This is a genomic window from Ktedonobacterales bacterium (assembly GCA_036557285.1).
Lineage (GTDB): Bacteria > Chloroflexota > Ktedonobacteria > Ktedonobacterales > DATBGS01 > DATBHW01.
On record DATBHW010000003.1, the window covers coordinates 213,130 to 237,597 of the forward strand.

Below are 24,468 nucleotides of genomic sequence, written 5' to 3' on the forward strand. Positions count from 1 at the left end.
GACATTGGAGCATCCTATCCAGTTGACCAGATGTGGCACGCGCCGCACGAACCGTGCGGCGAACTCTCAGAGAGTTTTCTCAAGATGACGCCGTATATTTGGTAGGGGAACTGATGTATGCTGCTCTGGAGCGCCGGAGTGAAAAGAGGGGTGGAAGGCTGCCCCTGTGCCGCCTTCCCGTTTCAGGGAGGAACCCAGGATGACCCAAATACCACGAGCGCGCGCTCATCCACCAAGCCGAACGACGCTTCCCGCCATCGTGACCCTCGCCCTCTGGCGCGTGCGCCGCACCTGGCGTCTGCTGCTGCTGGCAGGGATTGGCATCCTGGCCGCAGTTACCCTGGTGTGCACTGTACCCCTCTATTCTGAGGTTTCCATGACCGCCGGGCTGCGCGGCGTCCTCACCGCTACGCCTCAGAGTGCTGAACTCACGGTGCAGGCCACGAGCCAGGTGCTCGCCCCGACCATTCTTGACCAGGAAACACAGAGCCTGAACCAGATCATCCAGCAGCAGTTGAAGCCGTATCTGCAAACCTCGACCGAGTTCTTTCTGGAAACGCCTTCCTTCAAGATAGACGCTCCTGCCTCAAATAAGTGCAAGATAGATGCTCCTGACTCAAAGTGCTACAGCATGTTGCTCTACGGCGCCCCGATGCAGGAGGCGGCCCGGCATATCCATCTGCTGCGCGGACGCCTGCCCGCGCAGCGGAGCCACGCGCTGGAGATCGCGCTGACACAACAGGCCGCTGATTATCTCAAGCTGGATGTTGGCTCGATGATGAAGGTGGGCCTCTATTACCAGAGCCTGAACGGCGGTGAGGTCTTTGACGAGCCGCTCCAGGTGGTCGGCATCATCGTCTCCAACCCCACCGATCCATTTTGGCATGGAGAAGACTTCGACACCAGGCCAGGGCCTCGGGGCGAGCCTCCATCCAACTATACCGCGCTCATGTCGAACGACGCATTCGTGGCGGAACTTCAGCAACTCGCCAGCGCGCTCCAACTGTACAATGGGTGGTACTTCTTTGCGTTGAATGAGAACCCCACCCTGTACTGGTACTATCACCTGAATAGTTCATCAATTGGCATCGGCCAGGTGGATGACCTGATCAGGCGGCTCCAGGTGGCGCAGGAGCAGATTGGCAGCGGCCAACTCCGTCTCCCCCGAATCCTCTCCGGCGCTCTCATTCACACCCAACTCTCTGGCCCTCCCCTGGGGGCCAGACAAGGGACCAGTACTCTGGAGCATTTTCGCTCGCGCACCTCGCTGGTCGCCATCCCGGTGACACTGGCGCTGCTCCAGGTGGTGGGTCTGCTGCTCTTCTTTGTGGGCTTGATGACCAGCCTCCTGGTGGAGCGCCAGGCAGAGGTCATTGCCGTGCTGCGCAGTCGTGGGGCCAGCCGTCGCCACATCTTTGGCTCGTTTGTCACTCAGGGCATTGGCCTGGCGCTGCTCGCGCTGCTGGCCGGGCCGCTGCTGGCGATTCTTGCCACGCGCCTGCTGGTACACATGACCCTCGCTACAGCCGATCAGCAGGCGCAGCAGGTCATCTCTGGCGCCCCTCTCCCGGTGGCGCTGAAGGTGGGCTGGTTGGCGCTGGTCACGGCGCTCTGCGCGGTGGGGGTGATGATCCTGGCCCTGTGGGGGGCGACCAGGCGCGACGTGCTGGAGATGCGCCGCGAAGCGGCCCGCGTCACTCGCCAGCCGTTCTGGCAGCGCATCTATCTGGATGTGATTGCGGCGATCATCGCCCTGACCGGCTTCCTGCTCTTGCTCTATATCAGCAACTCCGGGGCGTTGAGTACGCAGATGTCTCTGACCATTGCGACCCCGCTGGCGCTCGTGGCCCCCATCTTCCTGGGGATCGCGGGCATGCTGTTCTTCCTACGCGGGTTCCCCTGGCTCCTGCGGCGGCTGGCCGGGCTGACCAGCCGCCGCCCTGGGGTAACGCCCATGCTGGCGCTGGCGCAGATGGCCCGCGCCCCACACCAGGCGGTACGGATGATCCTGCTGCTGGCGCTGGCGAGCAGCTTTGCTGGCTTCGCGCTGGTCTTCCTCGCCTCGGAAACACAGCACCTGCAAGCGATTGCCGCCTATGAGACCGGAGCAGACTTCAGCGGCGCCCTCCAGGCTCCTGTCCCGGCGGACGCATTGACGCAGCAGGCGGCAGCCTATCGAGCCATTCCCGGCGTAACCTCGGCTACGCTTGGCTTTGCAGAGGATGGCCTGGTACCTTCCACGTCCACCATCGTGTCAGTGCGAGCGGTGGAGGCCAGCACCTTTGCGCAAACGGCCATCTGGACCGCTCAGGATTCTCGTCAGTCATTGGCATCGCTGATGGACCAACTCCTTGCCAGACGCCTGCCAGCCAAAGCGGGCCAGAGCATCCCGGCGATTGTGGATGCGCTCACCTGGCAGAAGCTGAACCTGAGCGCGGGCGCGTCTTTCACCTTGCAAATAGACGCGCAGACGCTCTCTTTTACCGCGCTTGCCGAAGTGGACCACATCCCCACCGTCCAGGATAGCCTGGCGCCTGGGCGCGCCAGCGATTTCACCCCGCCGGGCGGGATGCTGATTGATTATCAAAGCCTGGTGTCCGTCATGTTTGCCTCTCACGGCGTTCTGCTCCCGGTGAATTACATCTGGCTGCGCACCAGCGATGACCCGGCGCTGGTGGCGAAGACGCGCGCCGCGCTCGCGCATGGACCCTTAGCCCTGGCAACCGTCAATGATCGGCGCGCCATCCTGAGCGCGCTGGAACACGATCCCCTCTATCTGGCGCTGATGGAGGTCTTGACGGTGGGTACAGCGATGACCATACTTCTCGCTCTGCTTGGCAATTGGATGGCCGCCTGGCAGAGCGCGCGCACTCGCCTGAGCAACTTTGCGGTGCTGCGCGCCCTGGGTACCACGCCGCGCCAGCTAGCCAGCCTACTGACCTGGGAGCAGGTGATGGTCTATACGACGGCGCTCGCGCTTGGCGCGTTTTTTGGCGCGCTGCTGGCCGTGACCATCGTTCCGGCGTTGGTCTTTACGGGCATCTCCTCCTACACGGCTGACATCAGCAGCGGGGAGTTCTCCATGCTCCAGCATATCCTGCCCATTCAGGTGGTCGTGCCTGACCTGCTGGTGATTGCCTTTGCGGCGCTGATCATCATGGGCGCGGTGGCGATTGGGATGATGGCGCGAGTCGCCTCGAAGGCGGCCATCGGCCAGACGCTGCGGCTCAATGCGGATTAACGGGGAGGCGTCCGCGCCCGTCTTGCTCAGAACCCGGGCGGCTAAAACAGGCCGCTGAAGACCTGATAGAGCAGGAAGAGGTTCAGCGCGATAATCACCAGCGTGACGGCTGCCCCCAGCGCCGTTGTCAGGCGGTGATTCACCAGCGCGCCCATGATGTCGCGGCGGCGCGTGAAGAGCAGCAGCGGCACAATCGCAAAGGGCAGCGCAAAGCTGAGAACCACCTGGCTGATGACCAGCGTTGCGGTGGGATCAATACCAATGCCCAGCACCACCAGCGCCGGAAGCATGGTGATGAACCGGCGCAGCCAGTTGGGGATGCGCCAGCCGGTGAAGCCCTGCATAATTACCTGCCCGGCCATCGTACCCACCGTCGAAGACGACAGGCCAGAGGCCAGCAGCGCCAGCGCGAAGATCACGCCCGCCGCCGAACCCAGCAGCGGGATCAACGTCTGATAGGCCTCTTCGAGCGTTGCCACTTCGGTGAGGCCATGCCCGAAAAAGACCGAAGCCGCCATGATCAGCATCGCCCCGTTCACCAGACCCGCCAGCCCCATCGCAATCCAGATGTCAATCTGCTCGAAGCGGAAGACGCGCCGCGCCTCCTGGTCTGTCTTCGGCACAATGCGCTGTTGGGTCAGCGCCGAATGCAGATAGACGACGTGGGGCATCACCGTCGCGCCTAATATCCCGACGGCCAGCAGCGCGCTCTCGCCGTTGAGCAGCGGCGTCACCGCGTGGAACGCGATTTGTCCGGCGTCCGGGCGCGCCAGCAGCACTTCGATCAGGTAACTGCCCGCAATGACCGCGACCAAGACGATAATGGTCGCTTCCAGGGGGCGAAAGCCAAAGCGCCGCATCCCCAGCAGCAGAAACGTGACCACGCCGGTCAGCAGACCCGCCAGGAAAAGGGGGATATGCAGCAGCAGATAAAAGCCCAGCGCCGCGCCTACAAACTCCGCCAGATCGGTTGCCATAGCCGCCAGTTCGGCCATCAGCCACAGGCTCAGGCTCGCTTTCCGCGACAAATGCTTGGCGCAGACCTCCGGCAGATTCAGCCCCGTCGCAATGCCCAGCTTGGCGGATAACGTCTGGATCAGCACCGCGATCAAGTTGCTTGCCACGATCACCCACAGCAGTTGATAGCCAAACGCCGCGCCACCTTGAATATTGGTGGCGAAATTGCCTGGATCAATATAGGCCACACAGGCGATAAAGGCCGGACCTAAAAACGGCAGCACGCGCCAGATACCCCGGCTCTTGCCCGATAACGACGCCTGCGCCGCCGCTACCATCCGGCGGTCTCCTACCGCCACCTCCTGCGTTTCGCGCAGGGCCGCCTCACGCCGCCGCCTCATTGCTTCAGCCAATAACGCCATTGGGATGCTCCAACCTATCTAGCGGTTAAAAACGCGCACAAGCCCCACCCCGCAGCGAGTGTATGCGCCGAACGTGCTCACTCTGCTAATCGTTTGACCAGAATAGAAGCGGCCAGTTGTGGCCCAATGCTCTGCTCGCGCTCGGCCCGGTCTATCCCCAGGCCCGACTCGCCGTTGGCGACACCTGCCGGTTCGCCCGCTGGCTCCACGATGCGCAGGCGCAGCGGCCCCCCAAATGGGGCGCGCTCCAGCACCGTCACCACCGTCTCAGGCAGCAGATGCAGCGTCTCCAGATGGCGCAGCAGTTCCGGGGTTTGATCGCGCACGCGGCAGATGCGCGCGGAGCGCCCTGGCTCCAGATCGGCCAGCGCGACCAGTCCCGGCTGTTCCGGCAGTTTGCCAGAGCGCGTGGGGATCGGGTCGCCGTGTGGGTCTGTCACCGGCTCGCCCAGCATGTGATCGATCTTCTCCTCGAACTCCTCGGAGATCACATGCTCCATCTCATCCGCCTGCTCATGCACCTCATCCCACTTGAAACCCAGCACGCGCGTCAGATACAGTTCCAGCAGCCGATGATGGCGCACGATTTCCAGCGCCAGCTTTTCGCCCACCTCGGTCAACTCCACGCCATGATACGGCGTGTGGCGCACCAGCTTGGGCGCGTCGTCCTTTTCCCCCGCGAGCTTCTTGAGCATGCCCGTCACCGAGCCGGGTTCCACGTCCAGCCGTTCGGCCAGCGCGTTCGTCGTCACGCGCCCCGATTCCCCGCGCGCCAGCGCCTCTTCGCGCAGCAGATAAATGGTCTTGAGATAATCTTCGACGGCCTCGCTTGGCGCGAGTTTGTGCCTCAATTCCGATTTAGTCATGCCTTAATTTTACACTCCCTCCGCCAGTTTGTCAAGCCCCAACGAAACCAGTTTTTAGCTTCGCCTTAATTATATGGCGCGCGTCAAGAAGAGGCGCGGCAGGACGTGCACCAGGCGCCTGATACGATTCTGCCGAGGTTCGGGCGCGCGCGACGGCTTCTGGCGCGGGAGGGGGGCAAACAGCCAGGATGCAGGGGCCAGCGTTTTGATCAGGCCATGCGCCAGCAGAAAGCTGAGGACGGCGCGCGCCTCTGGATGGCTGTATTTCGTCGCATCCGCCAGATCAGCGACGGTCACGCTTCCATCGCAGAGGTACATGATCTCTTGCTGCAACAGACTGAGCGGGCGCACATGATAGCGGGCGCAGGGCGTGCGCTGGTAGCGCAGAGTGAAATCGAAGGTATCGAGCATGGGACATGGCTCCTTTCAACACTTGCCATGCCCACGCGCCGTATGCGACAATAGACATGCCGGCACGTGGGTTCTTACTTCTTGCGGGCTGGTACTTGTGCCTGCCGCTCTAGTTTCCGCTAGGCGGCGGGCTGTTCTTTTTGAGGCGCTTTCGCGGTTGTTTCTATAGCCTCAAGAAGCTCTTTTGGCTCCTTTCTGAAGATTTCAACGAGCTTCCGACGATGAGCCGGGCTGGGCGCTCCTTGCCCATGCTCCCACTTCCATATGGTATGCCTGCTTACCCCACATAATTGAGCGAGTTCTGTTTGTGAGAGCAACGCTTCTTCTCGCAAGCGTTTTAGTGTCGGCATGCTATGTAGACCCTTCAAGTACACATCAATACGCTATCACAATTGTAACAAGAGTGTGAGAGAATGTCAACCCTTTTTACCTGGGATACGGGCGCAGGTGGCTGGCGGCTGAAGGCCGCGCTTACGGCGGCCTGGGACGAAGACGCCGCCAGGGGTGGGGAGCCTGTACTTGTAGCGCCGCCTTCCAGGCGGCTCAACGCTGGCCTGCTGGTCCGCTGGCCTGGAGGGCGAACGCCACTGGTAGCGCCGCCTTCCAGGCGGCCACCGCTGGCCTGTTGGTCCGATGGCCTGGAGGGCGAACGCTCGCCAGGGCGCAGCGTTGCGCCGCCAGGGACGGCGGCGGTACACGCGGGTGGCGCTGCGGGGCGGGGCGTCCTGCCTCGCCCCTCAGTGTGGCCGGATGAAATAATAAACCATCATGGTTCCACCAATTATCGGGGGCCACTTGTAGCGCCGCCTTCCAGGCGGCTCAACGCTGGCCTGTTGGTCCGTTGGCCTGGAGAGCGAACGCCGCCTGTACCGCCGCCGTCCCTGGCGGCGAACCGTTGGGCTATCGAGACGGCGCGCTCCAGGGGGCAGCGTGCGCGCTCGCGCAGCGGTGGCCGCCTGGAAGGCGGCGCTACAAGTACAGACGCCGCGCCTGGGGACGGGGAGCCTGTGCAGACAGGCTTGGTGGCGCAGCCTCCAGGCGCGGTTTTAACCGCCTGCGGGGTGGGGCCGCCGTAGGCGCGGGTGTAACCGTCTGCCCCCTGGCCTTGCCGCGCAACCTCTGGTATACTGTAAAGAAGCGAGATGCAATCATCAGCGACAGGAGGGGGCGCAGGTCATGAAGATCACCGCACAACACAAGGCCATTCTCGATTACGAGCGCACACTGGAAGGGTTTCGCAGCCAGGGCATCACCCACGAGCAAGGGCTGCGCCCCGCGTTCCAACACCTGCTGCTGACATTGGGCCGCGAAGTCGGCTGGACGATCTTTGTCGAGCAGAAGCTCGCCGCCAGTGGCAAGCGTCCCGACGCCACCCTGCGCGACGGCTTCTTTGATCGCGGCTATTGGGAAGCCAAGGACACCAGAGACGACCTCAACACCGAGATTCGCAAGAAGCTCAACAACGACGGCTACCCCTCGTTCAACATCATCTTCGAGGATACCCGCCAGATCGTCCTCTACCAGAACGGCCAGGAGAAAGACCGCTGCCAGATGCGTGACCGCTCGCGTCTGGCCCAGGTGTTGGAACTGTTTTTCACCTACAGCGAGCCGCCCATCGAAGAGTTTCATCTGGCGGTGCGTGAGTTCAAGGAGCGCATCCCCGATCTGGCGCAACGCCTGCTGGAGCGCATCCGCGAAGAACGCGCCGCCAACCGCGCCTTTGTCGCCGCCTTCGAGCAGTTCCACGCCCTCTGCCAGCAGGCCATCAATCCGCAGATCAGCCTGGCCGCCATCGAAGAGATGCTCGTCCAGCACCTGCTGACCGAACGACTCTTCCGCACCGTCTTCGATAACCCTGACTTCATCACCCATAATGTGATCGCCATCGAGATCGAGAAGGTCATCACCGCCCTGACCAGCCGCAGCTTCAACCGCAACGTGTTCCTCAAGGGGCTGGACAAGTTCTATACGGCCATCGAGACAGCAGCCAGGGACATCACCGACTGGTCCGAAAAACAGGCGTTCATGAACATCGTCTACGAACGCTTCTTCCAGGGCTTTGCCGTCAAACAGGCCGATACCTATGGCATCGTCTATACCCCCCAGCAGATCGTGGACTTCATGGTCGCCAGCGTGGACGACGTGCTGCGCCGCGAGTTCGGCAAAGACCTCAGCGCCGAGGGCGTCCAGATTCTGGACCCGGCCACCGGCACCGGCAGCTATATCGTCAACATCCTGCGCCGCGTCTCTGGCGCGGCCCTGGAGCGCAAATACCGCCGCGAACTCTTCGCCAACGAGATCATGCTGCTGCCCTATTACATCGCTTCGCTCAACATCGAGCGCGCCTATTACGACCGCACCGGCCACTACCTGCCCTTCGAGGGCATCTGCTTTGCCGACACGCTCGACCTGGCCGCCGAACGCCACCAACTGAGCCTCTTCAGCGAAGCCAACACCGACCGCATCGAACGCGAAAGCCAGGCCGAAATCACCGTCATCATCGGCAACCCGCCCTATAACGTCGGCCAGGTCAACGAGAACGACAACAACAAGAACCGGCAGTATAAGCAAGTGGATGGCCGCGTGCGCGACACCTACGCCGCCGCCTCAAAAGCCACCAACAAAAACGCGCTCTCGGATGTCTATGTCAAGTTCTTCCGCTGGGCCACTGATCGGCTAGGGGACCGTGATGGCATCGTTTGCTTCGTCAGCAACAATAGTTTTCTCAGTGGCATTGCTTTCGATGGCTTTCGCAAGCACCTTTTGCAAGAGTTCACTCAAATCTACCACTTTGACTTCAAGGGTAATGCCCGCACATCTGGCGAGCGGAGAAGGGCCGAAGGTGGCAATATCTTTGACGATAAGATTCGCGTAGGAGTTGGTATCACCATTCTGGTGCGCTCACGCCAACAAAGTAAGAAGAAGGTCTGGTATCACAGCGTTGGTGATTTCTGGCCTGCCGCGCGTAAACGTGAATATTTGCACTCATTCAGAAACCTGAGCGAAGTTTCCTGGCAGCCCCTCATCATTGATGCGCAACACAACTGGCTCGTAACTGATCTTGCGCCAGAGTTTACCGACTTCTTACCGATAGGGTCACAAGAAGCTAAGTCCGAGCGCGCGCTTGATGTAGAAGCGATCTTCAAGAACTATGGACGTGGTGTGGCAACAAGCCGCGATGATTGGGCCTATGACTATAACCGCGATGCGCTTATCAAGAAGATCAAGCGCATGATCGAAACCTATAACACAGAACTAGACAGATGGAAGCGGCGCGAAAATAAAGCTCTATCGGTTGATGACTTCGTGACCTACGATGATACCAGGATCAAATGGAGTCGTGATCTGAAGCTTGATATTCAACGCGGCCACTATGCAGCGTTTGCTGATACAAAGATACGTCTTGCCCTTTATCGCCCGTTCTGCAAGCAATGGCTCTTCTTTGATCGCATTCTGAACGAGGAAGTCTATCAACTTCCTCAATTCTTTCCCACTCCTGCCAGCGAAGCAGAGAACAACGTTATTTGTGTCAGTGGGATTGGCAGTAACAAGCCATTTCAAGCCCTGATGACTAACATTATCCCATGTCTCGATCTCCTAGAAAAGACCCAGTGCTTCCCATACTACACCTATGCCGAGGATGGCAGCAGCCGCCGGGAGAACATCACCGATTGGGCGCTGAAGCAGTTCCAGGCGCAGTATGGCAACGAAGTCGGCAAGCGCGACATCTTCCACTACGTCTACGCCCTGCTGCATCATCCCCAGTACCGCCAGCGTTACGCCGAAAACCTCAAGCGCGAACTGCCGCGCATCCCGCTGCTGCCGGAGCGCGCCGCCTTCGACGCGCTTGTCCAGACGGGCGCGGCGCTGGCCCATCTGAGCCTGCATTACGAGCAGGCCGAACCCTCTCCCCTGCCACTCAAAGAAACCCCTGGCGAGCGTTTCACCTACACCGTCAAAAAGATGCGCCTCGCCCCCGACCGGCAGAGCGTCATCGTCAACGACGCGATCACTCTGGCAGGCATCCCGCCCGCATGCTTCGACTATCGGCTGGGCAATCGTTCCGCCCTGGAATGGGTCATTGACCAGTATCAGGTCAGCACCGACCCGCGCAGCGGCATCACCAGCGACCCCAACCGCGCCGACGAACCGGACTACATCGTCAACCTGCTCAGGCGCGTCGTCACCGTCAGCCTGGCAACCGTCAAGATCGTGGCCGCCCTGCCCGACTTGCCGGACCTGCGGGCGGGGCCGTAGCGCCAGCGTCCCCGCTGGCCGGGGTGGGGCTGTACCGCCAGCGTCCCCGCTGGCCGGGGCGGGGTTGTACCGCCGCCGTCCCCGCTGGCCGGGGTGGGGCAATCGCCGGCTTGTGCGGGATTCTCAGCGCGCCTGCCCCTTCGCCAGCGCATCCGCCACCTTCAAGAACACGTACAGATTGGGGATGCTGTCTACCTTGCCATAGGGCGTCCCTTTGCGCTGGCCGCGCCGCTGAATCGTCACCCACCCCGAACCGATGCTCACCTGCGGCGCTTCGCTCCAGGGAATCACCTCTTTGGGGGTTGCCAGCCCCTGCCAATTGATGCTGAACCGGCCAAAGGGCAGCGTCTGGCCCGCGCGGACCGCCGCGAGCGCCTGTGGAGTCAGCCGACTCGTCACCTCGCTCTGAATGCGGTCGCCCAACTGGTTCACATTGCGAAACACATTGGTCAGGACCATCTGGACGCCATCGGCCCGCTGAACAGTGTACTTGTATGAGGTACCGGCATAGACGCCATTGCGATAGTAGCGAATGATCCGCTGCCAGACAAAGGCCACCTGATCCCAGCGACACGGGATCGCCTGGTTCCCCTTCAGGAACACCCAGCCATCCGTATAGACATAGATGCGCCAGGAGCCATGCAGCAGGGGATGCAGCGCGAGGTAATAGACGCCCCCCGCCAGGCAGAGGAGGACCAGGATCAGCATAAAGATGATGGAATTGCCCGACGACTCGCCAGAGATCACCACCATCGCAAACACACCGCCCAGGAGCAGAGCAATAATCCCCAGGATGATATTCTGGCGCAAAGCGACCCGATAGACCGCCACCGGCTGGCCCAGGCGATACAGTCCGGCATAGGAAAAGGCTTCCTGCGGGAACGCCGACTCAGAGGAAACACGCGCCTGCTGCGACACGCCAAACACCTCCTACCAGGGCAGATGCCCATTGGCTCGTGGATTGACACCTGATCAGGCGGCCACCAGCAGCCGCTCTCCACAGTCTAGCAGAAAGGAGGGGGCCTGTCTAGACGCCACTTGTAGCGCCGCCATCCTGGCGGCCACCGCCTCGCCAGCGCGCCCGCTGCCCTTCCAGGCGAACGCCACTTGTAGCGCCGCCATCTTGGCGGCCAACGCTAGCCTGCTGGTCCGCTGGCCTGGAGGGCGAACGCCGCCTGTACCGCCGCCGTCCCTGGCGGCGAACCGTTGGGCTATCGAGACGGCGCGCTCCAGTGGGCAGCGTGCGCGCTCGCGCAGCGGTGGCCGCCTTCCAGGCGGCGCTACAAGTACAGACGCCGCGCCTATCGAGGCGGGGGGAGCCTGTGCAGACACGGGTGCGCGAGCGACCAACGGGAGCGAGCATGCCGAGGCATAGCCGAGGCAAGCACCCGTTGCCGGAGGCAGGCTTGGCGGCCACCGCCTCGCCAGCGCGCCCGCCCCCCTTCCAGGCGAACGCCACTTGTAGCGCCGCCATCCTGGCGGCCAACCGCTGCGCCAGCGCGCCCGCCCCCCTTCCAGGCGAACGCCACTTGTAGCGCCGCCAACTTGGCGGCCACCGCTGCGCCCTGGTGAGCGTTCGCCTTCCAGACCAACGGACCAGCAGGCCAGCGTCCAGCCGCCAGGATGGCGGCGCTACAAGTGGCGTTTGCCCGCCGGGCGCGGCCTTCAGCCGCCAGAAAGGTGGGGGCCGTCTAGATGTGGGCAGCGCAAAAAACTGCGGCGCATCTGGCAAGCCGCGCCAGCGCGCCGCAGCAGAAATGCGGCGCGCGGCAACCAGCGCCGCGCGCCACAGGAGGCCAGCGCCCCCCTGGAAGGGCAGGGTTCGCTGGCTTATCGGAGAAACCGGCGATCCGACACCGGGCGACGGAACACCAGGCTATAGAGCAGCGCCAGAACCGCAGCGGCAATAATCGAACTGATGATCGGCACGCCCGACAGCACCGGCTCCCCAACAATGTGGAAGTGGAAGACGCCCACGATCAGAAAAATAGCCAGCCAGCCCAGCAGCACCGCGCCGATAATTCCGGCGGGTCCGCGCCGTCCGGCGATCAGTTCCCCGATCAGGCCGACCACCGCAGCAATAATCGCCCAGATCAGCAGTTGGACAAGGGTCACAGTCATCATGCGCTCCTTTCGCGCCAGGGCGCTCCTGAAGCCACCGCGCTTGCAGCCGCGCGCCCGGCGGCTTCGAGCGTCTCCAGTACACAAAGCATCCTGCTTTGTTAAGAAGCACGCCTGATGCCAATGTGCACAGAGAGTGCCAGCCACTCGTACCGCCGCCGTCCCGGCGGCAAGGGGGGGCTGTGGGGGCGTGTACCGCCGCCGTCCCTGGCGGCCAACCGCTGCGCCAGCGCACACGCCGCCCTTGAGTGGGAACGTTCCGGCAGGCCAACGTTGAGCCGCCAGGATGGCGGCGCTACAAGTGGCGTTCGCCCCCAGGCCACCGGACCGGCAGGCTAACGTTGAGCCGCCTGGAAGGGACGCGCGAGCGACCAACGGGAGCGAGAGGACGGGGCAACAGCCGAGGCAAGCGGCCCTTCCCGAAGGGGGCGGCGCTACAAGTAATACGCCGCGCCTGCGGTGGGGCATCCCTGTAGGCGCGGTTTTAACTGCCAGTGGCGCCTTTCGGCTCCACCGGATGGAGCGCGCGCCAGGCGTCATAGCCGCCCTTGAGCGACGACGCCTCGAAGCCGAGGGAGCGTAACTGTCGCGCCGCACGGGCGCTCGTCGCCTCGTCCCTTCAGGTACAGTAGGCCACGACAGGGCGGCCAGGCGTGTGCTGTGCTGCCCAATCGCCCACGTGGTCGGGCAGCACGCGCACGCTGCCGGGAATCTGCCCGCTGGCCCCCTCATACGAAGCGCGAGCGCGCACGTCCAGCACAAGAGGCGGCTCTGGTCCGGCCAGTTGGTTCGCCAGTGCCTCCGGCGTCAGGCGCGGCGCATCGCTGGCCTCCTCCTCGAAAAGACCCGCCGTCGTCCCCACGCGCTCCTCCGGCATCGTCGAGACAGCCCGCGCCACATGCCGCGCATACCAGGCAGAAAAGGGCGTAGCGGTCACGCCATGCGCGATAACCGACACCAGCGCCACCATGCCGACAATCGCCAGCAGCAGTTCGCTGCCCGGCAGGTCAGCTTCCACCACCAGCAAAGCCAGCAAGAGCGCGCTCAGGCCGCGCGGCCCAAACCAGCCGATAAACGCGCGCGCCGCCAGACTCATTTTGGCTCGGCGCAGCACCAGACCCACCGCCAGCGGGCGAACTACCAGAATGACCAGACCCGCCAGCGCCAGCGACGGGACCAACAGCGCGAGAGGCAGCAGCGACGAAAGCACAACGCCAAAAAGAATGAAGGCCAGCAGCATCGCCATCTCGGCGGTCACTTCGCCATAATCCATGAAACAATCGCACAGCGTCACGTCAAAGATCGTCACCGCCAGCCCCGCGAAGAATGCCGCCAGGAAGCCATCGCCGCCCACCGCCTGCGCCGCGACATACGACGCCAGCACCAGCCCCAGCCCATAGAGCGCCTGATACTCGCGGGGGACGCTCTGGCGCGCGTCAATCTTACCCATCAGCCAAGCGCCGATGCCGCCAAGCGCCAGCCCCACCAGTGGGCTAAGCAGCAGCAGTTCCGCCAGGAAGACCGCCCAATCCAGCGCGCTTCTGCTGGCCGCCTCAAGGACAGCGATCAACACCAGCACTAGCGGCAGCACCACGATGTCATTCATCCCCGCTTCCACCTTCAGCGTCTGGCGCACCGAGCGCGGAATCTGCTCATTGCTCACCACATCGCGCATCACCACCGGGTCGGTGGTTGCCAGGACAGCCCCCAGCAGCAGCGACGGCGCGAGCGCAACCCCAAAGAGGAAGTGCGCCGCCACAGCGATCCCCGCCACCGTCAGCAGCGTCACCGGCCCCAGTGCCAGCAGCGGGACGCGCCAGTCGCGGCGCAGTTCGCCCACGTCCAGGTTCGCCGCGTCCAGAAACAGGACCAGCGCCAGGCTGACCGTCGCCACCGACACCAGCGCCGGGCTGTGCGCGTCCAGGCTCACCACGCCCAGCGCGCCCCCGCCCAGCAGCAGCCCCAGCCCGAAAAACAGCATCGGAAACGACAGCGGGCCGCGTTTCACCAGCCCGGCCACCAGAGCCGAAACCGTCAGCACAACGGCAAGCAGGGTGAACCACAGGATCATCAGGCGCTCCTTTGCTAGCTCCAGCGAGAAAGGCTGTCGTCTCCGAAAGCAGCAGAATGTATGCCTTGTTGAGTGGTTTATAGCAAACAGATCACGCCATTGGCAAGAGCCACGCCCCGTGAAGGCGTATCCCCTGGTGGCCTGGATTGTGCAGAGTCTGGGCAGACAGCAAACGCCGTCGCCACATGAAAGATACTGTTCACTGGCACAACTGGAAAGGAACTGGAAGTGAGTACCTCCGATACAGAGGCGGGCGCCTTCGGGGCCGACTATACGCGGGCAAGAGCCGAGACGTTGGCAAAACAGGCCAAATGGTCGTTGATCGTGCGCGGCATCCTGGCAATTATATTCGGGATTCTGGTCTGGGTCTGGCCGGGGATTACGCTGCTGGTGCTGATCATCTTGTTCGGCATCTTCGCGCTGGCAAGCGGTATCTTTGCGCTCGCGGCTGCTTATCAGGCATACAAGAAGCATCACGGCTGGTGGCTGCTGGTCCTCTCTGGCGTGCTGGGCATCATCGCGGGCATCATTGCCTTTGTCTGGCCGGCAGAAACCGCGTTGATCCTGCTGTATATCATCGCCGTCTGGGCCATCGTCACGGGCGTCGCTGAAATTATCGCCGCCTTCAACGCCGAGCGAACATCCGGCGATGAGTGGCTGCTGGTGATAGGCGGGGTACTCTCGATCATCTTCGGGATCATCCTGTTTATCTTCCCAGGTGTGGGTGTGCTGGCGCTCGTCTGGCTGATTGGCCTCTACGCCATCCTCTACGGCATCTTCCTGCTGGTCAGCGCCTTCTCGGCAGGGCGATTCCAAAAAGAGATGCGCGCGCCGACAACAGGCGTCGCCTGATCCAACATCGGCAAAGACACCCGCGCCTGGGAGTTTGCGGCCCCCAGGCGCGGGTGTCCCTGTCTGCTAAGCTGCTTTGTCGCTAAGCGCGCGCCGGGCAGACGCTGGCTCGCTGATCTGGGTGCGTTCGGCGCGGCAGAAGGGCAGAGCCGCCGTGCCGCTCAGCGCCAGCGATACGCCAATTGCCATCAGCGAGCCGGGCAGGTCCGGCTTCAGCGTCATTAAATAGATCATGCCAACCGTCGTACCCGTCACCACACACTCACACAGCCACAGCAGCGGATGCCGCGCCTGCCTCAGCAGCGGCGCAGGCGTCGGACCGCTGGCGAAGCGTTTTGCCGCCTTTTGCAGCGCGCTCAGTCGCGGATTCTCGATAGCCAGAACCAGGACGCCATGCGCCAGAAATGTTCCCAGGGCCACATCCACCCAGGCGGTCTGCCAGCCCCAGACCGTAGAGACCATATAGAGCGCGCTGCACGCAATGCACAGAATGGCTATCGGAATGATACGCCCGGCCTGGCGGCCCAGCATGGCCCACTCGCGGAAGCGGTTCATATCGCCTGCCTGGCGCATACGGAGCATACTCAGAAAGTTTAATCCTACCGCCACAAACAGAACCAGCGCCCCCAACACATGAAGAAACAGGGCAAGATGATAGGAGTTCATAAGGTCACCTCTTTTTTTATCTCGCGTTTTTCGCGTATCTCATCGTTCTGACCTTATGATACCGGGGCAGCGTCTCCTGGGCGTTACCAAGATCGTTACGAAAAAGAAAAAGAGCGCGAGTTCGTAACGAAATAATTGGGTAGTCAGCTTCTGGTACAATAGGAGCCATCGGCATTGTACTGGAAAGCGGCGTATCCTGTGGAAGAAGACAGCGCCAGGGGCAGCTCTGGCTCGCTCTGGCGCAATCGAGATTACCTGCTGCTCTGGCTGGGGCAATCAGTCTCATCGCTGGGGACGGGTATCTCGCAGCTCGCCTTCCCGCTGCTCATCCTGGCCGAAACACGCTCCCCAGCAGCGGCGGGCGTCGCCGGGGCGCTGCAACAGGCGCCGCTGGTCCTCTTCAGCCTGCCCGCTGGCGCGCTGGTGGACCGCTGGGACCGCCAGCGAGTGATGCTGCTTAGCACACTGGGGCTGCTGCTCTGCCTGGCAAGCATCCCGGTGGCGCTGATCATCTGGCGGCTGACGCTGGCGCACCTCTACATCGTCGCCTTTGCCATTGGCAGTTGCAGCACCTTCTATCGGCTGGCCCAGCTTGGCGCGCTGACGCGGCTGGTCCCCAAAGCGCAGATGTCCACTGCCGTCGCCCAGAACGAGGCCGCGTACAGCGCCACCTCGCTGCTGTCGCCCTCGCTGAGCGGCTGGCTCTTTAGCGTCGCGCAGTTCCTGCCCTTTGCCGCCGACGCCATCTCCTATGTGATCTTGCTCGGCTCGCTGCTCAACATTCGCGCCCCATTGCAGGGCGAGCGCACCACAGCGAAGCGGAGCCTGCTGCGCGAGGTGTGCGAGGGGATCGTCTGGCTCTGGTCGCATAAGCTCCTGCGCCTGTTGACCTTCCTGGCGGGCTACATCGAATTGTTGCTGAACGGCAGCATACTGATTGTACTGGTCATCGCTCAGCAGCATGGCATATCCGCCGCGCTGGCCGGAGTGATCCTGGGGGTAGGCGGCATCGGAAATCTGGCCGGAACCGTTCTGAGCGCGCAGGCGCCGCTGCGCCGGGCGCGCTTTGGCCGGACGCTGCGCGGGGTAATGCTGGCCTATGCCCTCATCTGGCCCTTCTATGGCCTCGCCATCACCCCGCTCTTCCTGGGCGCCGTCATGATCCTCTACTCGCTCATTGATTCGGTTGCTGCCATACAAATGGTCAGCTATCGCATGACCAGCGTACCCGAACACCTCCAGGGCCGCGTGAGCAGCGCCTACCGCATGATCCCTTATGCGATGGTGGCGCTGGGGCAGGCGCTGATCGGGGTGAGTCTGCAACAACTCGGCGTCTTGCCTACAGTTGCCCTCCTCTGGGCCGGGCTGCTCTTCTTCGCGCTTCGCCTGCTGATAAGCCGCAAAGAATTGGCATAGCGATTGCACTCCCTCTTCATGGCGCGCCTCTTGCAGGGCAGAGACTCATCTCTGCGTTTCTCCGCGTATCTATGCAGCGCCAGAGGCCCCCAGGAGGCGCTGCGCCCATTTCGAGCCACTGAAAGGAAGTGATCGCAATGAGTAGCTCTGCCTCGCCAAACGATCCGGCGTATGATCAGCCAACGGCTCCCCTGGAGGGCCAGTCGCCGTACTACCAGTATCCCCAAAGCCAATATCCCCAAAGCGAGCCGCCCGCTTATTTTCCACCAGGAAGCCATCAGCCAGCCGATCAAGTCGTCCGGTCATCCGATTTTGGTGGTGCGCACGCCGAAAGCCGCTATTCGTCCTATGTTGACGCGGATGGCAACATCGTGGAGCGCCGCCAGCAGGTCTATCACGACGCCAACCAGCAGCGAGCCAATATTCGCTATTGGAGTACGACCGTCATCTACTTCCTGCTGAGCGTGCTGGAGGTGATCCTGGGACTCAGATGGCTCTTCCGCCTGCTGGGAGCCAACACGGACAACGACTTCATCAGCTTTCTCTATGGCATAAGCCATCCCTTTGTCGCGCCCTTTAATGGCATTTTCAACGACCAGTCCCTGGGCAGGCAGGGCGTCTTTGAGTTTTCCACCCTGATCGCCATGCTGGTGTACGCGCTGATCGCCTGGGGATTGGTGGCGCTCATCAACCTGCTGTTCCGGCCTGTACCCGGCACAACCGACAGCACGATTACCACGCGCCGCCGCAGTTATTGATGACGCCAGCCCTTGCACTTCGCGCCTCTCTGCTTTATACTGCCAGTGGAGTGCAAAAACTGAATCTCAAACTCTTCCTGATGCACAGCGTCCGGCGGGGCAAGAACTCATCTGGCGCCGCTCCCTGACAAGAGCGGTTTACATCCTAACCCCTCTTTTGACAAATGGGGGTTAGGGTGGCGGATGGGGTCGCGCCAGACACTGCGGCTCATCGGCGCAAAGCGCAGGTTCGATTCCTGCCCCCGCCACCACGTTCTTCTGCTGAAAACAGGAGGCATGGCGGGGTAGCCCAGTGGCAGAGGCAGCGCCGGGGCCACCCTTACATTCAAGTTCTCACTCCAAATTGAGCATCTGCCGTCGAACACCAAATCAACTGTTTGGGGTCTTGCATCGTTAAGATTGCCGGTTCAAATCCGGTCCCCCGCGCCACGCCTGCGGGGGTGGTCTAATCGTAAGACGTAACGATAGAATCTGAACCCCCGACTTAAACGTGTTGGTGTGCGCAAATGGACGGCAAGCCGAGGCCCTGGGATGTGCCACTCCCAGGGTCTCATCCATTCCATCACTTTATCTTATCGATATGTGCTTTGCTTTTTGTTACATAATCTATTGACCAGCTTGAAAAAGTTCTGGTATACTGTTGTCTGCCACCTGTATTATTCGTGCGGGAGTCAAATAGGCCATCACACGCTCTCGACAGACAAGTTGAAACAATAGGAGCATCCAGGTTATTCAAGTTGGAATGGAGCAGTAAGGAGGTTTTTATGTGGCTTATCTCACTCGTGGGGATTGCCCTCTTTGGGGCAGCGGGCATCGCAATGGCACGGCTCCTCATTGGGGCAATCTCTGGCTCCAAAACCTCTGACTCACATGACACGTTATGGGGTATATTCTGGGCCGGATTCATCGGGGGCAGCATCTTTTGGACTGCCTACCTTATACTAACATACAATGGTTTTCACTGATATATATTGGTATTCCTCGGTTCCACCAATTATCGGGGGCCACTTGTAGCGCCGCCTTCCAGGCGGCTAACGCTTCGCCAGGACGAGCGTTCGCCCTCCAGGCCAACCTACCAGCAGGCCAACGCTGGCCGCCAGGATGGCGGCGCTACAAGTGACACGCCTCGCTTGCCAACACCTCAGATTTGGGAGAACCGTATTCCTCCTCGACGAAAGAGTCACACTCTAGGCAACCAGGAAGTTCGTTAAGCAGAGGGCGCCAACATGGACAAGTGGGAATATCTTTCAACAACGATAACATGGGACCATACAGAGCGGCAATGGGTATCAAGCGAAGGGACAAAAACCACAACGATACAAGAGTTTCTAAACTCGTGTGGTAAGCAGGGATGGGAGATGGTTGCTTTTGCCCCCGACAGATACACAGCGGGCGACACGGGAGGAAATCAATACACGACGACCTATGTGACACAATGGGCGGCTTTTGCTTACAGAGCCATGTTCAAGCGACACCTGCCGTAGCATCAAGACTGTTAGGCATTCGATACCGGGGGATTTAGGCCATGCCATCGGGTGATCGCCTTTTCTGACCTATTTGGCCTGCTGAGGAAATGGGCAAAGCTAGCGCCCAAACTCCGAGATGAAACCGGGCCAGACCCTCTGTCGCGGCGGCAGTCATTTCAGGCTGAAGCTGGCTGAGGCGCTTGCTGGTACCGCTCCAGCAACGCCTGGACCCGCTCCTGCCAGACCCGATACGGGCGCACCTTTGCTAGCGCCGGGGAAAGGACCAGCCCGGATCGACCATACAAGAGTACCCCATCCCGCGCAATATTCCTCAGCAGAGCGGGAGCAAGATCACTTCCTGCCAGGTCTGTCACATAGGGAGTAAAGGGCCACTCATCAGCAGCACTGGTCGCCTCAAGCATAAGCGAAAAACCCTGCCGCTCATCTTCTTCTTTATTGAACCGCTGCGGGTTCTGGCAGAGCACCAACACATCGGCATCACTGCTAGAACGCGGGGCCAGCCTTGCAGTGGAGCCATAGAGAATGATCGCCCCGATATTCGTATCCTGCGGCGCCAGAGCCACTAAACGCCTGATCTGGTCAAGCAAAGCGGGAAAACCCCGCAGATAAAGTTGGGCCTTGCGGGACATATACCCTCCTTCATGCAGGATAACCTGATGGCGTGAGGAACGCCAGTGCAGAGCTATGCCTCTCCAGCTTTGCCTGCTCTGCTTTGATCACAACCCCGCAAACTGAGGCTCAACTATGACAGCGCCGCCTGTTTTCTGCTATACTGGCTCATGAAATACATTTGTTTCCGGTATCCGTAAGGAGACAGATAATGGCAGCCGCGCAAAACCAAGCCAGCGCCGACCTGGCTGGGGAAACACATGGGAAAGCCAGCGATGACAGCGTTGGCTTTGATTGGACGTTTATTCTGCTCTGCACCTGGCTGATCGGCGGCGTTTTTCTGGATGGCTGGGCGCATAATCATGGCAAGGTCGATCAGAGCTTTTTCACGCCCTGGCATGCCGTCCTCTATTCCGGCTATCTGGCGGTGGCGATCTTCCTGGCCGTCACGCTCGCGCAGCGCCACGCGCAGGGCGCTCCCTGGCGGCGCGCCTATCCGGCGGGTTATGGGTCGTCCATCCTCGGCGCGGCCACCTTCGCCGTAGCTGGCGCGGGCGATCTGCTCTGGCATACCCGCTTCGGCATCGAAAAAGGCATCGAAGGCGAGATCAGCCCATCGCATCTGGCGCTGGCCCTGGGAGGCACACTGATCCTCACCGGGCCAGTGCGCGCGGCCTGGCGGCGCAACGCTCCCGATGCCGCGCAGCACTGGCGCACGCTGCTGCCCGCGCTGCTCTCGCTGACCTATATCTTCTCGCTGCTGGTCTTCTTCACCCAGTTTGCCGACCCCATCGTCAAGTCGCGGGCCAATTTGCAAATCACCGATATTGTGATCGTCTTCACACCCTTTAGCGCCGATTCAGACCCCTCTTTGAGTGCGCAGCTAGGCATCGCCGGTATCTTGATTGAGGCGGCCATCATGGCGGGCGTGGCCCTTCTGCTGGTGCGGCGCTGGCGGCTGCCGATAGGCGCGTTTACCCTGCTCTTTGGCCTCAATGGCCTGCTCATCAGTTTTCTGGCAGGGCGCACCTCCATTCTCGGTGTCACAATCGTTACCGCGCTGATCGGCCTGCTGATCGATCTACTCAACGTCACGCTGCGGCCATCGGCAGAGCATGTAGCAGCCTGGCGGCTGTTCGCTTTTGCCGTACCCTTCATCTACAACCTCATCTACTTCGCGGCGCTGCTCGTCACCTACGGCAGCTTCGGCTGGTCGGTCCATCTCTGGACCGGCTCCATCGTCATGGCGGGCATCGTTGGCCTGCTGCTCAGCTATCTCGTCGTCCCGCCGCAGGCGCCTGCTCAGACGCCCTCCGCAAGCGAGTAGCCCGGTATGGCGCTGTATTCTCAACAAGGGAGGGCGCGAAGTCCCTTGCCTTCGGGCATGGGAAGGAAGCGCCGCCCTTGGTGAGAAATCGTTAGAAATTACTCCCACCGCCAGAGTCTCCACCGCCGCCAAAGTCACTGCCCCCGCCGAAATCTCCGCCTCCGCCAAAGTCCGTACCGCCTCCTCCGCCAAAGTCACTGCCCCCGCCAAAGTCCGTACCGCCCCCGCCGCCGAAGTCAGCGCCGCCATAGCCCATTTCGCGCTCGGCTTCACGCTCCCCCTCCATTTTGCCCAGTTCGTAGCCAATCAGGCCCCCGCCAACTGCGCCCAGGCCGCCAGCCGCCCAGGGATTCATCCCCCCGCCTTGCTGGGGATAGCCGGGACCATAGTTAGGAGCGTTGTACATGGGCGCGTTGTAGCCAGGAGCCATGCCGCTTCGTGATCGCCGCCTGATTGTGCCAAAGATCACGACGCCGATGACCAGGAGCAGCCCAACGCAGCACAGGGTTGCCAGGAACGGATTAAGGCCGAAGAAACCGCCTTGATCGCTGGGTGAAGCGTTCTGGCTCGTTAACGAACTCTTCAGCGAATTGATGAGGGCTATCGTGGCTCCGGTATAGTCGCCATTGCCAAACTGATCCTTAAAGGCGTTCGTCGCGTTGGTATAGTCGCTGTCCGAGAGGTTGACACTGCTGCCCCATACCAGATCAAGGCGTCGGATAGTGGAGTTAATTCGCACTACAACGGCTCGCGCGCTAGTAATATCAGCGTGCGCCTGGCTGTCAGCATCGCTGGGGCTTTCAGAGACGCTGGTGGTAAAGATACGTATCGGGTAGGGGAGCGATGAAGCCTCATTATGCACCTGGCTGACGTTGAGGACGTGAGCGTTGTCCTGAATCTCGACGCTGTCTGCCAGCGCCGATGCCACGCTCAACAGCGCCAGACAAAGCGCCAGACAAACGGCCACCAGAGCGGCTGGCGCGCGCTGGAGGAGAGATCGTCCAGAGATAGTCAATGGTTCCACGCCTTTCTTAAGGAACGGACGCTCAAAGGCCCCTGAAGCGATTATACCCCTTTCCATTCGTGATATACCAAATGAGCGGATACTCTTTCTTGAGCGTGTCAAAAAAATACAGTATTTTACCGACGCGGGGGGATTGCTTCCCCTAGTACACTTACAACAGAGCAGCCCATACCGGGGCGCCATATGAGAGGGAGGCATTATCTATGCAGCAACAACCCGCGCCACCAACCGTTCGTAACCAACAGTCGCCCAAACCACCATCCGATACCTTGCTCAGCCGGTTGATCGGCCCCACGAAAACGAGTATCCCGACGTGGGGCATTCTACCGCTGCGCTTCTTCCTGGGCGTCACCTTTCTTTACGCTGGCCTGGATAAAGTGACCAGCAGCACGTTCTTCAATCCCAACGGCGGCCCACAATACATCGGCAATCAATTACAATTTGCCTCGTCCAACTCCGCGCTGCTGGGCGGCCTGCTCAGCAGCGTCGTCGTCCCCAACGCTGTTTTCTTTGGCTGGTTTATCGCACTGGCCGAGGTCTGGATTGGCCTGGCAACACTGGCCGGCGTCTTCACCCGCGTAACCGCAGTGCTGGGGGCCATCCTTTCGGCGGCGCTCTGGCTCTCGCTTTCCGGCGGATTATCGCAATACTACCTGGATTCGGACCCTATCTTCTTCTTTGCCTGGGTCACGCTGATCCTGGTCGGCTGGGGCAGCTATGGCCTCGACTCGCTGCTCATCCGCGAAGAGAAGAAAGAGGCGCTGCTCGATCAGATCGCTAAAGGCGTCACCTATCGAGACGCGCAGGACGCCGCCAGAAACGCCAAAGGCCCGATCAAGCCGCGCTTTTCTATGAGTATGATTACCTCGCGTCGCACCATCCTGCGCGTCTTCGGCGCGGCGGGCGTCGTCGCTGTCGGCGAAATCCTGGCGCTGAGCCTGCGGGCCGTGAGTGGCGCGGCCAGCGCGCCCAGCGCGAACCCTGGTACGGGCAATACGGGCGGTGGTGGTGGTGGCGGTGGCGGTGGCGGTGGCGGGAACGCCAACGTCATTGGCAACGCCAAAAATATCCCGCTGAACAGCGCCGCTTCCTTTAACGTGGCCGGAAACAACGACCCTGGCGTTCTTGTCCACCTGCCCAACGATCAATTTGTCGCCTACGACGCCGTTTGCACCCACGCGGGCTGCTCTGTTACTTACAACCCCGACAGTAAACACCTGGAATGCCCATGTCACGGCTCGGTCTTCGACCCGGCGAAAACAGGCAACGTCCTGGCAGGTCCGGCCAAACAGCCCCTGGGCAATATCAAGATCACCATTGACAAAGGCACCGGAGATATTGCGCAGGGGTAGGGATGCTCGCTCCATCGCATCAACCAGGAGTGTGGGCGGCTTCGGCTACTCAACCTCTTGCTTGATACGCTGCAATGGCTTCTCGCAGGCAGGGAATGCAACGGCGCATCTCCCGCTTGCGAGAAGCAATTTGGCTTCTCTGTAGACAGCAACGAGAGCGATACCGCTCCTGTGGGCGCGTTTACCGATTTCACCATCTCCCTGCTGTCAAGAACCACATTGAAAGAGGCAGGCGCTCGAAACCGCCTGCCCCTTTTTTGCTCGCTACCCCACACCTGCCAGCAATCGCTCGAACTCGGCCAGCGCGGCAGCCTCCCCCACCTGCGCCACCAGCGCGGCATACAGCAGCCGCAGATACGCCCCCTGCGCCACTAACAGCGTGTTGCGCGTCATCCGGCTGATGCTCGCCAGCGGCGCTTCCAGCACGCGGCGCGCGACTTCCAGTTCTGTCAGGGTAAAGAACCCCAGCGTCAGCGCAGACGTGCTGTATAGCTTCGTCGGGTCGGGTCGCTGCCGCAGGGCGCTCTGCACTGCCAGCGGCGTCTGCTCCCCACTGAACAACGCCGGTCGCCTCCAGGCACGCAGGAGCCGCGCACGCAGCGGCGCGGGCAGCGGTCCACTCAGCAGGCGC

21 protein-coding genes are annotated in these 24,468 nt (G+C 61.5%); 10 read left to right on the forward strand and 11 right to left on the reverse strand.

Features of this window, described 5'->3' with window-relative positions; genetic code table 11:
- The first annotated feature begins 199 nt into the window (after positions 1–199).
- Entirely contained in the window at positions 200–3,241 is a 3,042-nt protein-coding gene (locus VH599_01360; protein HEY7346936.1) for an FtsX-like permease family protein, read from the forward strand.
- A gap of 41 nt (positions 3,242–3,282) precedes the next feature.
- Here VH599_01360 and VH599_01365 read toward each other — a convergent pair whose 3' ends face one another.
- From VH599_01365 to VH599_01375, 3 genes are all read right to left on the reverse strand, one after another.
- Positions 3,283–4,620 carry an Nramp family divalent metal transporter gene (locus tag VH599_01365; protein ID HEY7346937.1) on the reverse strand — a complete coding sequence of 446 codons (1,338 nt, stop codon included), beginning with the start codon at positions 4,618–4,620 and terminating at the stop codon, positions 3,283–3,285.
- A gap of 77 nt (positions 4,621–4,697) precedes the next feature.
- Complete coding sequence (locus tag VH599_01370; GenBank protein ID HEY7346938.1) at positions 4,698–5,486, reverse strand: metal-dependent transcriptional regulator; 789 nt, start codon at positions 5,484–5,486, stop codon at positions 4,698–4,700.
- 69 nt (positions 5,487–5,555) lie between these two features.
- Positions 5,556–5,897, reverse strand: a complete 342-nt coding sequence (locus VH599_01375; protein HEY7346939.1) for a hypothetical protein — start codon at positions 5,895–5,897, stop codon at positions 5,556–5,558.
- A gap of 413 nt (positions 5,898–6,310) precedes the next feature.
- Here VH599_01375 and VH599_01380 point away from each other — a divergent pair, with 413 nt between their 5' ends.
- Both VH599_01380 and VH599_01385 read left to right on the forward strand, forming a co-directional pair.
- Entirely contained in the window at positions 6,311–6,973 is a 663-nt protein-coding gene (locus VH599_01380; GenBank protein HEY7346940.1) for a hypothetical protein, read from the forward strand.
- A 100-nt stretch (positions 6,974–7,073) separates the two neighbouring features.
- A complete protein-coding gene (locus tag VH599_01385; protein ID HEY7346941.1) occupies positions 7,074–10,154 on the forward strand; it encodes a type ISP restriction/modification enzyme in 3,081 nt (1,026 codons plus the stop codon).
- A gap of 123 nt (positions 10,155–10,277) precedes the next feature.
- On the opposite strand, the gene VH599_01390 is transcribed toward VH599_01385, so the two are convergent.
- The 3 genes from VH599_01390 to VH599_01400 form a co-directional block, all read right to left on the reverse strand.
- Positions 10,278–11,072: a DUF6585 family protein gene (locus VH599_01390; GenBank protein ID HEY7346942.1), complete on the reverse strand. Its 795-nt coding sequence runs from the start codon at positions 11,070–11,072 to the stop codon at positions 10,278–10,280.
- A 109-nt stretch (positions 11,073–11,181) separates the two neighbouring features.
- Positions 11,182–11,886 carry a hypothetical protein gene (locus VH599_01395; protein ID HEY7346943.1) on the reverse strand — a complete coding sequence of 235 codons (705 nt, stop codon included), beginning with the start codon at positions 11,884–11,886 and terminating at the stop codon, positions 11,182–11,184.
- Positions 11,887–11,984: 98 nt separating this feature from the next.
- Positions 11,985–12,278, reverse strand: coding sequence for a transglycosylase (locus tag VH599_01400; GenBank protein HEY7346944.1), 294 nt, complete (start codon positions 12,276–12,278; stop codon positions 11,985–11,987).
- A 114-nt stretch (positions 12,279–12,392) separates the two neighbouring features.
- Between VH599_01400 and VH599_01405 the strand changes: the two genes are divergently transcribed.
- The gene (locus tag VH599_01405) at positions 12,393–12,614 is read left to right on the forward strand and encodes a hypothetical protein (protein ID HEY7346945.1); all 222 of its coding nucleotides are present in this window, start codon (positions 12,393–12,395) and stop codon (positions 12,612–12,614) included.
- A gap of 280 nt (positions 12,615–12,894) precedes the next feature.
- On the opposite strand, the gene VH599_01410 is transcribed toward VH599_01405, so the two are convergent.
- Complete coding sequence (locus VH599_01410) at positions 12,895–14,346, reverse strand: cation:proton antiporter (GenBank protein HEY7346946.1); 1,452 nt, start codon at positions 14,344–14,346, stop codon at positions 12,895–12,897.
- Between the two features lie 228 nt (positions 14,347–14,574).
- On the opposite strand from VH599_01410, the gene VH599_01415 reads away from it, so the two are divergent.
- Positions 14,575–15,198 (forward strand): HdeD family acid-resistance protein, encoded by a 624-nt coding sequence (locus tag VH599_01415; GenBank protein ID HEY7346947.1) that lies wholly within the window; start codon positions 14,575–14,577, stop codon positions 15,196–15,198.
- Between the two features lie 66 nt (positions 15,199–15,264).
- Here the strand turns inward: VH599_01415 and VH599_01420 are convergent, their stop codons facing one another.
- Complete coding sequence (locus tag VH599_01420; protein HEY7346948.1) at positions 15,265–15,864, reverse strand: hypothetical protein; 600 nt, start codon at positions 15,862–15,864, stop codon at positions 15,265–15,267.
- A 174-nt stretch (positions 15,865–16,038) separates the two neighbouring features.
- Between VH599_01420 and VH599_01425 the strand changes: the two genes are divergently transcribed.
- From VH599_01425 to VH599_01435, 3 genes are all read left to right on the forward strand, one after another.
- Entirely contained in the window at positions 16,039–17,280 is a 1,242-nt protein-coding gene (locus VH599_01425) for an MFS transporter (GenBank protein HEY7346949.1), read from the forward strand.
- Positions 17,281–17,417: 137 nt separating this feature from the next.
- Positions 17,418–18,038 carry a YggT family protein gene (locus VH599_01430; GenBank protein HEY7346950.1) on the forward strand — a complete coding sequence of 207 codons (621 nt, stop codon included), beginning with the start codon at positions 17,418–17,420 and terminating at the stop codon, positions 18,036–18,038.
- A 1,358-nt stretch (positions 18,039–19,396) separates the two neighbouring features.
- On the forward strand, positions 19,397–19,522 hold the full coding sequence (locus VH599_01435; protein HEY7346951.1) for a hypothetical protein: 126 nt from the start codon (positions 19,397–19,399) through the stop codon (positions 19,520–19,522).
- A gap of 158 nt (positions 19,523–19,680) precedes the next feature.
- Here VH599_01435 and VH599_01440 read toward each other — a convergent pair whose 3' ends face one another.
- Positions 19,681–20,154, reverse strand: a complete 474-nt coding sequence (locus VH599_01440; GenBank protein ID HEY7346952.1) for a nucleotidyltransferase domain-containing protein — start codon at positions 20,152–20,154, stop codon at positions 19,681–19,683.
- 191 nt (positions 20,155–20,345) lie between these two features.
- Between VH599_01440 and VH599_01445 the strand changes: the two genes are divergently transcribed.
- On the forward strand, positions 20,346–21,461 hold the full coding sequence (locus VH599_01445) for a hypothetical protein (protein HEY7346953.1): 1,116 nt from the start codon (positions 20,346–20,348) through the stop codon (positions 21,459–21,461).
- A gap of 91 nt (positions 21,462–21,552) precedes the next feature.
- Here VH599_01445 and VH599_01450 read toward each other — a convergent pair whose 3' ends face one another.
- Complete coding sequence (locus VH599_01450; GenBank protein ID HEY7346954.1) at positions 21,553–22,476, reverse strand: hypothetical protein; 924 nt, start codon at positions 22,474–22,476, stop codon at positions 21,553–21,555.
- A 212-nt stretch (positions 22,477–22,688) separates the two neighbouring features.
- Between VH599_01450 and VH599_01455 the strand changes: the two genes are divergently transcribed.
- Positions 22,689–23,837: a TQO small subunit DoxD gene (locus VH599_01455; GenBank protein ID HEY7346955.1), complete on the forward strand. Its 1,149-nt coding sequence runs from the start codon at positions 22,689–22,691 to the stop codon at positions 23,835–23,837.
- A 264-nt stretch (positions 23,838–24,101) separates the two neighbouring features.
- On the opposite strand, the gene VH599_01460 is transcribed toward VH599_01455, so the two are convergent.
- On the reverse strand, positions 24,102–24,468 hold a 367-nt coding region (locus VH599_01460), incomplete at its 5' end, for a hypothetical protein (protein ID HEY7346956.1).

Bases quoted from the DNA above. Each gene is read 5' to 3' on its own strand.
- VH599_01360 (HEY7346936.1), top strand. From the start codon at position 200: ATGACCCAAATACCACGAGCGCGCGCTCATCCACCAAGCCGAACGACG.
- VH599_01365 (HEY7346937.1), bottom strand. From the start codon at position 4,620: ATGGCGTTATTGGCTGAAGCAATGAGGCGGCGGCGTGAGGCGGCCCTG.
- VH599_01370 (HEY7346938.1), bottom strand. From the start codon at position 5,486: ATGACTAAATCGGAATTGAGGCACAAACTCGCGCCAAGCGAGGCCGTC.
- VH599_01375 (HEY7346939.1), bottom strand. From the start codon at position 5,897: ATGCTCGATACCTTCGATTTCACTCTGCGCTACCAGCGCACGCCCTGC.
- VH599_01380 (HEY7346940.1), top strand. From the start codon at position 6,311: ATGTCAACCCTTTTTACCTGGGATACGGGCGCAGGTGGCTGGCGGCTG.
- VH599_01385 (HEY7346941.1), top strand. From the start codon at position 7,074: ATGAAGATCACCGCACAACACAAGGCCATTCTCGATTACGAGCGCACA.
- VH599_01400 (HEY7346944.1), bottom strand. From the start codon at position 12,278: ATGATGACTGTGACCCTTGTCCAACTGCTGATCTGGGCGATTATTGCT.
- VH599_01405 (HEY7346945.1), top strand. From the start codon at position 12,393: ATGCCAATGTGCACAGAGAGTGCCAGCCACTCGTACCGCCGCCGTCCC.
- VH599_01410 (HEY7346946.1), bottom strand. From the start codon at position 14,346: ATGATCCTGTGGTTCACCCTGCTTGCCGTTGTGCTGACGGTTTCGGCT.
- VH599_01420 (HEY7346948.1), bottom strand. From the start codon at position 15,864: ATGAACTCCTATCATCTTGCCCTGTTTCTTCATGTGTTGGGGGCGCTG.
- VH599_01430 (HEY7346950.1), top strand. From the start codon at position 17,418: ATGAGTAGCTCTGCCTCGCCAAACGATCCGGCGTATGATCAGCCAACG.
- VH599_01435 (HEY7346951.1), top strand. From the start codon at position 19,397: ATGGTTGCTTTTGCCCCCGACAGATACACAGCGGGCGACACGGGAGGA.
- VH599_01440 (HEY7346952.1), bottom strand. From the start codon at position 20,154: ATGTCCCGCAAGGCCCAACTTTATCTGCGGGGTTTTCCCGCTTTGCTT.
- VH599_01445 (HEY7346953.1), top strand. From the start codon at position 20,346: ATGGCAGCCGCGCAAAACCAAGCCAGCGCCGACCTGGCTGGGGAAACA.
- VH599_01455 (HEY7346955.1), top strand. From the start codon at position 22,689: ATGCAGCAACAACCCGCGCCACCAACCGTTCGTAACCAACAGTCGCCC.